The following is a 13,351-nucleotide window of genomic DNA, read 5'->3' as shown; positions in this document are numbered from 1 at the left end:
AACATGGAATGATAAAGTGTCTTTTCAAAATTATGACATAAAAAATAGTGAAGAACAAAGGCATAAATGATTATTTTCTGCCTTTTTCTCCACTATATAAGGAAGCTTTCTTAAATTTGTTTTAAATAGTCATCAAGTAACCATGCATTATTGATTAATTTTCTTTGCTCTGATGTGAGAGCATCATACGCTTTTTGTGCTGCTAATACTTGTTTTTCAAAGTTCGTACTCTGCTCATCAATAATCGTAATAAGCTCTATTACCTTTCGTGCTGCTGTAATATCTTTATTGGCTTTCTCTAATTTATCATAATTCATCACATGTTTACGTAGAGGTGTTGGTAGTGCCAGATATTGCGCTTGTACTTGGTCAAATTGTGTAAAGTATTGTGATGATGTTGCCGACATTTGAGCAATTAATTCCATAACATGCTCCACTTGTTTACGCTGTGCCTCAGCCTCTAATAATTTGTCATAATTTTGAACGCGCTGTTTATCTGCGTTACTCAATGTGTTGTATTCTTTACGCACTAACTCTGCCATACCAAAATAATTAGGGTCTGATACTTTTAAGGCCGCAATTTTATCATACACCTTAATAACATCAGTCAATGTTAAAAATGCGTTGGCATTATAGACAAATTTTCGCTGTTCTGCTGTTAATTTATCATAAGCTGTCATAACCACTTTATACTGTCTCACCATATCTTGTGCTGTAAAGATATTGTCAATTTTATTCACGACATCTTGAATAGGTTTCGCCATCTTTTCCATAGCTACTAATATTGAATAATTTTTCACTGCTTTTTTACGCTCTGTTGACAAGCCATTATAGACATTGCGTGCGTTAGCTACATTTTTTAAGAACTCATCATTACGAGAATCTGGTAAAGCTGCGATTAACGCATCAATATCGGCTGCGCTCGCAATATTTTTCTCTGCCTCTACTAAAATATCCATATTATTAACTAAAGCTCTTCTCTCATCATCTAAACCATTGTATAGTTGACGCGCCTTTTGTGTATCTTCATGATAGGTTTTGCTTGTTGATTTAATCTTACTAATCGTTTCGACCACTTTTGCCACAGGCTCATAGTACATTAAACGATCATAGTTAGAAACTAAGTTGCGTTGTGTACGATCTAGCTTGCCATATGCTGTACGTGCTGCTGTTGTATCTTTCACAAAAGTTAACAGTTCGGCATCAATTCTATCGATTAATACCATTGTAGTTAGTACAGGTTTTACCGCTTTTTCATGGGTTTGTAACTCTCTTTGGTTGGTAACAAGACGTTTTTGCTGCGTATCGAGTCGGTCTAAAGCAATGCGCGCATTCGTTAGTCTTTGCATATAATCTTCATGTTTTGGCTCTTGTACAGCAAGTTGAATTAAATCAACTACTTCCTTCGCTACAGCAATGGATTCCTCTGCTGCTTCTAATAAGTAATAGTTTTTAATTAAGCGTTGCTCCGTAGCATTTAATGCATCGTATGCTTTACGTAATTGTTCAACATCTTTACTATAGGTTTTACTCGAAGGCTTTAATGAAGCAATATCACCCATTAAGTAAGCTACAGGTTCTACTAGTTTTAAATCATTATAATTCGTTACACGTGATTTAGATATTGGCTCTAACGCATCATACGCTTTACGAGCTGCTTCTACTTTTCTCGTATAGTCACGTTGATTAGGGTCTAAATTTTGAATGAGCTGCACTACTTTTAAGACAGCTTTGTTTTCTTTTTCATAATCTGTTAAGCTTTTAGCATTTTGCACTTGGCGCTTAACATCTGCTGGTAAACGTTGATACTCCTTTGTTAACTTGGCGACTTCTTCTAACATATTCTCAGGTGGTACTTGAAGTAAACTTTCAATTTTAGCATCAAATAAATCCGCTTGTTCAATAATATGTTGATAGTTAACTAGCATTTTGTAATTTGTAATCTTTGGTTGATGGCTATTTTCTAACGCTTTATACTGCTCTTGTGCTTTCGCAACATCCGCTCGGAATGTCTTACTAGCTGGCTTTAATTTATTAATTGCTTCAATGACAGTAACATATTGATTAGCTTGCTCTACAAATGTGTAGTTTGTAACATATTCTTTATGCTGTGTCGATAACTTATCGTAGGCTTTATTTGCTGCCTTTAATTTATTAGCAAAGTCTCTTGCCTGTTCATCTAATTTAGAAATTTGGTCAATGACTTTTAATACAGCATTAAATTCTTTTTCATGCTTTTGTAAATCTTTTGTATTCGTTACTTGTTTCTTAATAGCGGATGGCAATAAATCAAGTTTCTCACGTGCTTCTTTTAAAGTGGCAATATAGTCATTCTTACTTAAATTTTTATCATCAAGTTTTTTAATTTGATCAATAATAACGGCTACCGTCGCCTGCTCATTTTCTAAAACATCGAGTTTTTTTAATGCATCTGATTTTAATTTAGCAATTGCCTCATCATGTTGAGCAAGCTCTGTTGGCAGAGTAATGTGCTCTAATGCGTCATATTGTTGACGTGCTTGTTGTAGCGCTTTTTCATAACCTGCCTTCCCTGGCTTTAAATCATTCATAGATTTCGTTAATTGTGCAAATGGTAAGAAGGCTTCAAACTGTGCTTTATTGCTTAATAATGCTTGCTCAGAATCGGTTAATGTAAGGTATGTTTTATTTAATGTTGTCATACGTGCTGCAAAATTTTTATCTAATGGGCGTACTTTAGCTATGTCTTGGTCCAACTTTTGGACATGTTTAATCGTCTTTTCTTTATCTGTCAATACTTTAAGATTTGTCACAATACGTTGTTCAGCTTTATCTAAAGCATTGTAAGCACTGCGCGCCTCTACAATATCTTTTGCCTGTTGAATAGTATTAATCTTCTCTTCTACTGCTTCTACTCGAGTTACGACATCTAATGCTCCATTTAAGTCTGCTTCATTAAAAATAGCTCGGCCTCTTGTATTTTTAAAAGTGGTCGCTTGCTCAACTATCTCTTTTAACTGTGTACGGTACTCAGGCTTATTGGTCGGTTTTAACGTGGTAACTTGTTTTACTATTGCGCTTTCCTCTATATAAGTAGGCATGATATGAGCTGTCATTTGATTGACAAAATCTTGTCCAATCTTTGGTAATGTGGCATAGACTTTCGCAGTATTATCGATTTCCCTTGTATATTCGACACTTGTTTTATAATTTTTGGTTGCTATTGCATGAATCTTTTCGCTTAATGTTTTCGCTTCGTTTAACGACTTTTCAACATTGATAAAATGTTGGTATGCTGCTGTACTATATGTTGGCGTAATGGATAACTCCGCTATTTTTTTGGCGGTTGCACGCAAATTATTATACTCTTCACGTGTATTCTTCACATCCGCCTCTATTGCCATTAAATCTGTCGCTTTTTCAATCACACGCAATTGATCAATAACAGGTACTGCCTCTTGTAAATCTGTGATTGTTTGTTCAAACGTTTGAATATCTGCACCCTTATTCTTAAAATACGTTCTTTGATTAATATCACCATTACCATATTGTAAAGCGTCACCTAAAAATTGATTTAAAATTGCATTACTTGTTGCCTTCACTACATTTTCATACGTTTGATTTGTCGTTAATGTCTTTTGGAATAATTGATTAAGATCTGACTCCACTGTGCCATTTTTATAATCATCATATAAAGTAGCACTCGTTGGCGTTAATCGCGCCATTTGCAAGCCAAGCTGTCGTATTTGTTCGTTATATGTAAAATAGGCTTCGACATAAACGAGTTTTGCCCGCATAAAATTTTGTTCTTCGTTAGTAAAGCCTATACTTGTTAAATCATCTGCCATATAACTTGAGGCTAATGTGATGTCTTCACGTGTTGAATTTTCATTCAACCCTGCAATTAAAGTCGTCAATTGTGTTTTAAGTTCTTCTGGTGTTGCTTGTAACAACATCGCTTTAGTGGGCAGTTGTTCCGTTGTCGTCGCTGCTTCAGCGATAGGTGCCAAAATAGATGGTGTTAATAACACCCCTGCTAAAATACTCGCTTGTATTTTTTTATTCACAACCTTCATCCCTTCTTCAGATCATTCATTATACTTATTATCGACGATTTCATAGGAAATTACAGCTATTTCAGACATAATGATATAAGTATAATGTTTAGGTTTTTTGTTTCAGGGGCATTTTATTTAAACGACCGTCGTTTTTTTGGTATCGTAAAGATGGAGATGGTTGTATAATGATTGGATAGTAACGTCATTTTAGGTTGATTTTGAAGAGAGGAAGCTGTAGATGTTTTACAATTATTCATTTTTTCATAGCTTATTCCACCCCTCTACATTAACTACTGCCGTATCAAATAGTAATGAAATTCGCGGTTATAAACGTCGTGTATTCTTTGTACTATTATTTACTCTAGCAGTTTTTGCTGTACAAAACATTTGGGGCATGGGCACTTCTAGCTTTTCGCATCTATTTGCTACAAATGATGCAAAAACATATTTCACGGCACGTATGATTTCATTTATTGCCACGTTAATTTGGGCTGGTCTATTTTTTATTTTCCATTATTTCTTCGTTTCGTTAATTTTATTTATGTTAACGGAAGTATCTCAAAAATGGATTCGTAAAGTTCAATTATACGTTGTAGCAACGTTAATGATTGAAAAACTCATTTTATTTATCGTCTTTTATATCGTTGGTTATGCAACGAATTTAAATTTCTTCTCTGTAGCACCTTTAGTAGCAAAAGTTACGAATGAAGACTTTGTACTATTTGCACTTAACCAACTTACTATATTTAGTGTATTAACGATTATCATTCAGTACACATTTATTAAACGTTGGATGGAGACAAGTGCTCATAAGCAGTTATTAACAAGAATTATTGGTATTCATGTATTATTTGCTATCATTATTGGTTTACTTAGCGCTCTGCCATTACAAGACTGGATTGTAAGGGGGCTATCTTAATGAAAAAGTTACTTCATTTTATGCGAGAAAAGCCGTGGCAATTTATCGGTTTAACTGTCATGTTAATCCTCATGATCGCTAGTATGTATGCCACTTTTGAGCAAGACAGTAAAGTCACACGCACCTATTTTATTGATGAATTTAAACGAGCAAAAGCCGCTGAACATGAGGCGCAAATTGATAAGCCTGCCATTGTCACACCTGCAAATAAGCAAACTATTGCTGTACCTACTAAAGAGATTGAAAATATTAAAGTACAAGTAGGTCAACAAATTACAACAGCAGATGAATTAGCAACTTATAAAGGTTCAGAAATTGACGATGCGAGCACAAGGCTAAATGCTGAGAAAAGTGCTTACCAAAGTGAACTTAGCACATTGCAATCTGCATTATCTACTGCACAACGCGAGAATAGACCTACAAGTCGCAACCCGCAAGGCAGCATTAAAACACAACAACGTGATAAAGATTTAAATGTAAATGTTCAAGTAGATTTACCTCAACAACAAGACTCTAACAAAACGGCTATTGCAATTATTGAAGGTAATATTGCACAAACCAAACGCCAAATCGAAATTGTTGACGCACAAATTCGTGAGTTACAAGCTAAGCAAGGCGTCATCAGTCCTATTGATGGTGTCATCGCTGACATTAAAGAAGATGCTGGTAATATTGTCTTTGATATTTACAGTGATGAACGTGCCTTACGTACATACGTCAATGAAAAGACTTGGCAACAAGTGACGGAAGATGATGTTGTAAACTTTATGTTAAAGCACACACCTAAAGAGGATGAGCCTATTATGGTAGTTGTGGACGAGGATGCAGATGAGGATGATACATTAACAGCCGTCTTAACTCAAAAGGTATTGTTACCCATCGATCAAACAACGTACTGGGCGTCTCACTTTAAAACAACACACCCTTTAAAAGAAAATCAAGCTTATTATGAACTCATTATGACACCTGATACACCTATTTCGGATATGCCTTACGCAGCTGAAAGTCAGGTAAGCATTATTACAGACCAAAGCACTGAGGCTAATAAAGTGCCTACTAAGTGGGTCAAAAAAGTGACGGAAGTAGAAGAAATTGAAGGTGAAACCTTTAAAACAAAAAGTGAGAATGTCTACACAGTAGGTTATGACGGAAAGATTCGTCTAGAGCCTATCACAATCGACTTTGAATATAAGAAAAATACAATCTTCCAATCCATTATTGAAGATGGCACACCAATCTTAAATCAAACAGAACGTGATGTTATGGCACGCACATTCCGCACAATGCCTATTACTACCGATAAAGCCTATTGGAAACAATTTAAGAAGTTAAAATGGAAAGACTATGTAAAATATAGTATTATGCGTTAATTTTAAAAGCTCAAATCATCCATAACATGATTTGAGCTTTTTGTTTGGTCGTTTATTTATTTCATTTACGTTATAATACCCTTATAGGTATGAAGAGAGGTGATACATATGCAATCTTATAATAACCATTCAAGAAAATTCCCCTTGCAACATTACATTTGGCTACCATTAAGTTTACTATCTTTACTTAGTGCCATTTATTTATTAATTACTAACTTTTCATTATTGACATTATTAATAGCAACAACACTAGTCGTAGCTATTATTGGCGGGATGTTAGCGCGCCTATATGGTCTCAAGTTACAAGACCGTATCATTCGTTTAGAAGAACAATTTCGTTACTACACACTCACCCAACAGCCACTCAGTAATGAACTAACACTACAACAACTTATCGCTTTACGTTTTGCCTCTGATGATGAATATTTGCTATTAGTTGATAAAGCCATCAAAGAAAAACTTTCTCCTGATGATATTAAACGTACGATTCAACAATGGCGCGCTGATCATCAAAGAATATAATAAAGAAGCTTCGCCACAGAGCGAAGCTTCTTTCATTATTATTTTAACACCGTTGTTGAAATACTCTTATATGCATATAAATCATGAATTTCTACAGCTACTTTTGTAACACTTCCCTTTACAGTCTCCACTTCAATGACATAAAAACCTTTATCGCTATTTTTCACATCTATTTTCATAGTGCCATTGTTCTCTGTATAATTTAACTTTGTATTATCTAAAGCATGTACTGTAATATCTTTTACTTTATTTTTGGATAAGTTCTCTAATTGTAAGGTTTCTTCATTCACTTCTTCTAGTGATTTATATGCCAATTTGCCATTGCTATTCTTTACAGACAAACCTAATAAAGTAGAGAACCCACGATACGAGCTCACACGTAAAATATAATCGCCACTCTTTTTAATATCAACATTATGATTATCAATTGTATAATAATTTGGTTGTAATACTAAACCGTTCTCTTCTACATTTACCTTATCAATAGCATGTGTAATAGCATCTGCGTTTATTTGATATGAAGGCTGATAAGCACCTAATAACGTAATATCTTTTACTTCAAGTGTATTATCTTTTACTGTAACATCAATATAATAACGATTCTCTTCATCACCAATGACCACATAACCTGTGCCATCTTCTATGGCATCTAATTGAATGCCTGTAGCGCTTTGAGTGACTTTAACAATAGCCTTAGCCTGATCACTATTAATAACGGTTAATTCTTTCAAACCATACTGTGAAGCTTTAATCGTGTAACTATCTTTTTCTGTAGGCTCTGGATCGATTGGATCTACTGGGTCTACTGGGTCAGGATCTACGGGATCAACAGGGTCAATCGGATCTGGGTCGACAGGGTCGACAGGATCTGGATCGATTGGATCTACTGGTTTTCCTTTGACTGCCTCTGCACGTGTAATAAATAAGGCAAATTGCGAACGCGTCACAACATCATTAGGGCCGAACTTTGTTGCTGAAGCACCTTTTGTTACATTTAATGCATATAATGCTTCCACTAAATCATACAGCTCTGAGCCAACACGTACATCATCAAATGGCATCTCTACTTTATTAGGTGCTTTCAAATGAAAGGCACGCACTAAAATCTCTGCCATTTCTTCTCGTGTAATAGCACGATATAACTTAAATTCGCCATTCGCATAGCCTGGCATAATGCCTGCTTGAGCCAATGCAGCAATTTCCTTATAATTTTGATGCCATGTGCCAACATCTTTAAACTCAGGATTCTTTATATTCGTAGTATCTAATTGTAATACTTTTCCTAGAATAGAGGCTGCTTGAGCTCTTGTCACATGCTGATTAGGCTTAAATGTGCCATCACTATAACCTCTAATAATCCCTCGATCTACTAGCCCTTGAATAGCTTTACCGCTTTCCGAATTAGCATCCACATCTGAAAAACCTGCCGCTTGCGCTTGCATTGGGACAACAATAGCACTTGTTGTTAACGACAATACTACCGCACCTTTAAACCATTTACTTTGATTCATGATTATATTTCCTCCTATGTGTAATGATTTATCTATCCTACTACCTTAACGAAAAGCACAAAATTGTTCAACTCTATCTCTTCAATAAAAAAATACTGCAATAAAAGTACAAACTTTTAACACAGTATTTTTATTCTTCATGTTAAATCTTTAACCATATAAAAATTATCAGCACCTATTTTATCATATAAGCCACTTTTCTTTAAGAAACTGCGCGGTTCTTGAGGTAATTTTTTAATAATAATACGAATATGTTCACTCTCGGCATAATCAAGTAAATTAGCAATCGCTGCCTCACCAGTAGCATCAATAACAGAAACTTCTTCCATTTTCATAATAATGGTTTTTACATCCTCTTGGATCCACGACTCAAATTGGTCTTCAAATTTCTTTGCTGTGCCGAAGAAAAGAGGGCCTTGAATATTATATTTCACTGTAGCCTCTCCAAATTGCATTACCTCAGCTGCTGTAACTTTTTGTTTTTTAATGCGTAATTCACCAATCATTTTCTTTAAAAAGAAAACAGCAGATAACAAAATACCCACTTGCACTGCTACTGTTAGATTAACAAATATCGTTAATAAAAATGTGACCCATAATACAATAGCATCTCCCGAACGCACACGAGCGATTTGAGCAAAAACTTTACGTGCACTCATATTCCATGCTACAAACATTAAAATGGGTGCCATAGCCGCTAGTGGAATATAAGAGGCATAAGGGCTTAATAACACAAGAAACAGTAAAACAAATCCACTTTGGAATATACTTGATAACGGGCTCACCGCTCCTGAACGAATATTAGTTGCTGTACGTGCAATCGCACCTGTTGCTGGGATACCACCAAATAATGGTGTAAAAATATTAGCCAGCCCTTGCCCAAATAATTCACGCTTTGGATTGTGTTTTGTATGTGTCATCTCATCTGCTACAACAGTTGATAATAAGGACTCAATCGCACCTAACATGGCAATAATAAGAGCTGGTTGCCATAACTCTAGCACTTTATTAAAAGTAATTGTCGGTAAAGCAAATTGTGGTAAAGTTTTTGGGATACCACCAAATGCTGTGCCGATTGTCTCTACTCTACCATCTAACCAAATGACAGAGACAATCGTTGGCACAACTAATGCAAATAATAATACAGGTATACGTGGTGCAAATTTTGTAATACTTAAAATCGTAACAAAACCAATGACACCAAGTAACACACTATAGCCATTCCAAGTATGTGCCTGTGCCATTAACTCCATTATGGTTTCATGAAAGTATTCTTTTTTTTCAACACCTGTTAAACCAAAGAAGTTAGCAATTTGTCCAGAAAATATAATGACGGCTATCCCTGCTGTAAAGCCTATTGTCACAGAGCGCGGTACAAAATGAATGAGTTGACTTACCCCAATAAAACTCATAATCAATAAAAATATACCTGCAAGTAAACCCGCAATTAGTAAATCTTCATAACCATATTGCAAAACAATAGCTAATAAAATCGGAATGAATGCACCTGTAGGGCCCGCTACTTGGAAGCGAGAACCACCAAATAATGCGACTAAAAATCCTGCGATAATCGTCGTATAAAGACCATACTCGGGCTTTACACCTGATGCAATGGCAAAAGCCATCCCTAAAGGAATGGCAACAATCCCTACTGTTAATCCAGCAATCAAATCTTTTTTTACATCACTTAATGCATAATTCGTAAAGCGATGATTTTTCAACACAATGCGCCTCCTTATATTTCTTATACAGCTAGTATACGCCTTTTTCTTAAAAATTGTTTGTTTTGTGTATTTTTTTGTATTTTCGGTCTTTTTTTTGTATGAATATTGATTTACTATCGTATAATAATACGTAGGTGGCAACTAGCATTACTTTTTTGCTACACTCATACGTAGTGAAGCATACTATTATGAGTAAAGGCATATGTAAAAAGATTGTTTTATTTAGCTTATCTTTATTTTTAATATAAAATTCAAAAGATATAATAAAGAGACGATATGATGACTAATGAATATAGAAGGAAATGAGGGATATAATATGCGAGCGATTATTATTGATGATGAGCCCATTGCCATTCAGATGTTTGAACGGTTGATTGCAGATATTACTCAACTCGATTTAGTAGCATCTACTACGAATGCTACTCAAGCTCTACCACTAATTACAACACATCTACCAGATGTTGTTTTTTTAGATATTGATTTAGGTATTGCCTCGGGCTTAGAAATTGCAGATCGGATTAATGAACATTTTCCACACATTAAAATTGTATTTATCACTGCTTTTTCTGATTATGCTGTGCAAGCCTTTGAATTAAATGCGATTGATTATTTACTAAAGCCTGTTCAACAAAAGCGCATTGTACAAATGATGATTAAACTATCACAAGCCTCAACAAAACAAGCTGCTACTCAGCAGACCATTCATATAAAAACGTTGTATCAAGGGCGAATGCTCGATCAAGATGGCTCTACAATTAAAGTGCGTACTGAAAAAGTAGAGGAGCTTTTTTATTATTTATGGTATCACCGCTCCGAAGCCATTACGAGAGAACTTATTTTAGACGCATTATGGACAGATTTAGCGCAAGATAAGGCTGTAAATTTAATGCATTCTACATTGTATCAATTGCGAAAAACCTTACATCAATTAGGTTATGACAATGCTATTACCTTAAAAAGCAAACAATATGTGCTTAATGTAGATGTCACTAGTGATTATAATGAATTGATTCACTTGTTAGTACAACCTACACTAACAGAAAAAGATGTTATTCGTCTGTTGGACTTATATCGGGGAGATTTTTTTGAAGTACAAAATTATCACTGGGCACATTTTGAAAGAGAGAAGTTACGTGAAGACATTACCACCTCTTTATTACATTATGTGACAACCGAAACATGTACAGACAATGTTATGATTGCGATTTTAGCCCTTGTTAAAAAGCTCGAATTATATGATGAGGAGTGGGTATTAGCTATAATGGCTTACTTTGCGACACATCATAAGCAAACAAAGCTCATTCATTTTTATAATGAAGTAAAATCACATTGGCAAAATGAACTCGGTTTAGATTTACCCAAAGCGATACAAAATAAATATGTCGATTATATTATTTAATGCTTGCGTGTTTAACGCTTTTTTTATACTAAAAAAACGCAGTGAGCAGCTGCGTCTTTTTAGTCGTCAATTGATATGTTGACTTGAGGATGTACAAGCATAGGCTTGTATTTTAATACGAACGACTTACGTGATACTAAAATGCTTGGCAGACATCTAGTAATGGCAGTGACTGCACTGCCTAATATGTACTATAATAAATGAATTATGAAAAATTTCTTAACAACTATCGTTAAAAAATAAAAAACGAACAGCAAAAACTGTTCGTTTTGAATACGTAGTGAGCAGCTACATATTCGAGATAGGCAAATGAGGAAGTTACACCTCTTCATTTGGCTAGAGTGTTTAGGTAAAATACCTACTCTAAGATAAAACGATTATGCGATATACTAAGATGCTTGGCAGACATTTAGTATTTACAGTAATAACTTACTGCATATGTTATTATAGCTAGCATACTATGAAAAAATTCTGAACATCATTCTTAATAAAAAAGAAGCCTTCTTCGTAACCAGAAGAAGGCTTCTCTTTAGCTATTGAGATTTTGCGGACATCTCATTTGGATAACACTCTCATTTGTTATCTACAATTAGTATAAAAGACCATTTATGAAAAAATTCTGAACAAATTAATCTTATTGATTACATAGTTATCTTTCATTATTAACAAGATGTTGTAATTCAGGCACAATATGCGCCTCTCCTTGTTGGTACAAAATAGCCTTTAAGTTATTAATAGCTGTGCGCTGCATAGCATTTCTCGTAGCTAATGTAGCAGAGCCAATATGTGGTGTTAATACGACTTGGTCAAGTTGTGTAAATGGGTGATCAGCTAGTAATGGCTCTGTCGTAAATACATCTAATCCTGCACCTTGAATACGCTGTTCTTTCAATGCGTTAAGAAGTGCTTGTTCATCTACAACGCCACCTCTTGCTGTGTTAATGAAAATGGCATGTTCTTGCATACAAGCAAATTGCACCTGACCGATGATTTCTTTCGTTTGCTCTGTGAGAGGTAACATCACGATTATAAAATCACATGTAGCACATATCTCATTCAACGATTGATAAACAGCTCCGTATGCTTGTTCGATACGGGGCTTTCTAGAGCGATTATAATAATAAATAGACATATCAAAACCATATTTCAAACGTTTGGCTATCTTTTCACCAATCCTCCCCATCCCTATAATACCTACTTTTTTGCCATATACATCAATACCAAAAAGCGTCTCTGGTACACCTGCTTGCCACTGCTCTGTGCGTATCCATTTATCTAAACGCGTAATCTGACGAGCAACCGCTAACATTAAACCTACTGTCAAATCTGCCACTGTATCATCTAATACATAAGGTGTATGTGTTCCTATTACATGATGTTCTGCCATCGCTTGTACATCAAAGTTATCATAACCCACTGCTATATTACTCACGACCTGTAACGTTGGGCACGCTTGTAATAACTCCCTCGTAATATTACCCATTGGCACTGCGTAACCGACACAACCTTGTAAAGCATCATATTTATTTTGTAATGTCAGATTTGCTGTTCCGACTGAACAATCAAAATATTGCTCTGCTAGTGCCATTATATCTTGGTCTAATGCACATTCAATAAAAATCTTTGGTTTCATCATTGATTGCCTCCTCATCTATTACTTATGGCTATATTAAGCATATCATAGAAATAATTTATCATTCCCATCGTATTTCATACATAAATTACTATTTTTTAATATAACTAACGCGCCAACAAACTATATTCTTTCAATTATTTCAATGCTATACGGATTTTTATCATGCCATTTTTAAAGTTAGGGCGATTTAATTGAGGATTGTCGCACACCACGTGAGGAGGCAATTGCAAAAA

Annotated in this window: 8 protein-coding genes; 4 read left to right on the top strand and 4 right to left on the bottom strand. The window is 35.0% G+C overall.

The features are described from left to right. Positions 1–110: 110 nt before the first annotated feature. Positions 111–4,046, bottom strand: coding sequence for a coiled-coil domain-containing protein (locus IEW44_RS02035; protein ID WP_188613348.1), 3,936 nt, complete (start codon positions 4,044–4,046; stop codon positions 111–113). A 229-nt stretch (positions 4,047–4,275) separates the two neighbouring features. Here IEW44_RS02035 and IEW44_RS02030 point away from each other — a divergent pair, with 229 nt between their 5' ends. The 3 genes from IEW44_RS02030 to IEW44_RS02020 all read left to right on the top strand — a co-directional run bounded on the left by IEW44_RS02030 (position 4,276) and on the right by IEW44_RS02020 (position 6,848). After that, the gene (locus IEW44_RS02030; protein ID WP_188613347.1) at positions 4,276–4,956 is read left to right on the top strand and encodes a hypothetical protein; all 681 of its coding nucleotides are present in this window, start codon (positions 4,276–4,278) and stop codon (positions 4,954–4,956) included. Next, positions 4,956–6,326 carry an efflux RND transporter periplasmic adaptor subunit gene (locus IEW44_RS02025; RefSeq protein WP_188613346.1) on the top strand — a complete coding sequence of 457 codons (1,371 nt, stop codon included), beginning with the start codon at positions 4,956–4,958 and terminating at the stop codon, positions 6,324–6,326. The genes IEW44_RS02030 and IEW44_RS02025 overlap by 1 nt, the downstream gene beginning before the upstream one ends. A gap of 108 nt (positions 6,327–6,434) precedes the next feature. Beyond that, the gene (locus IEW44_RS02020) at positions 6,435–6,848 is read left to right on the top strand and encodes a DUF6526 family protein (RefSeq protein WP_188613345.1); all 414 of its coding nucleotides are present in this window, start codon (positions 6,435–6,437) and stop codon (positions 6,846–6,848) included. A gap of 38 nt (positions 6,849–6,886) precedes the next feature. Here IEW44_RS02020 and IEW44_RS02015 read toward each other — a convergent pair whose 3' ends face one another. Both IEW44_RS02015 and IEW44_RS02010 read right to left on the bottom strand, forming a co-directional pair. Next, positions 6,887–8,359 carry an S-layer homology domain-containing protein gene (locus IEW44_RS02015; RefSeq protein ID WP_188613344.1) on the bottom strand — a complete coding sequence of 491 codons (1,473 nt, stop codon included), beginning with the start codon at positions 8,357–8,359 and terminating at the stop codon, positions 6,887–6,889. Positions 8,360–8,496: 137 nt separating this feature from the next. Beyond that, on the bottom strand, positions 8,497–10,083 hold the full coding sequence (locus tag IEW44_RS02010) for a SulP family inorganic anion transporter (protein ID WP_188613343.1): 1,587 nt from the start codon (positions 10,081–10,083) through the stop codon (positions 8,497–8,499). Positions 10,084–10,399: 316 nt separating this feature from the next. Here IEW44_RS02010 and IEW44_RS02005 point away from each other — a divergent pair, with 316 nt between their 5' ends. Beyond that, positions 10,400–11,482, top strand: coding sequence for a response regulator (locus IEW44_RS02005; RefSeq protein WP_188613342.1), 1,083 nt, complete (start codon positions 10,400–10,402; stop codon positions 11,480–11,482). 649 nt (positions 11,483–12,131) lie between these two features. On the opposite strand, the gene IEW44_RS02000 is transcribed toward IEW44_RS02005, so the two are convergent. Next, on the bottom strand, positions 12,132–13,118 hold the full coding sequence (locus tag IEW44_RS02000) for a 2-hydroxyacid dehydrogenase (protein WP_188613341.1): 987 nt from the start codon (positions 13,116–13,118) through the stop codon (positions 12,132–12,134). Positions 13,119–13,351: the final 233 nt, after the last annotated feature.

It is taken from the genome of Lysinibacillus alkalisoli, assembly GCF_014643595.1.
Lineage (GTDB): Bacteria > Bacillota > Bacilli > Bacillales_A > Planococcaceae > Metalysinibacillus > Metalysinibacillus alkalisoli.
The sequence above is the reverse complement of the archived record's forward strand: the minus strand, read 5'-3'. Positions and strand labels throughout refer to the sequence as shown.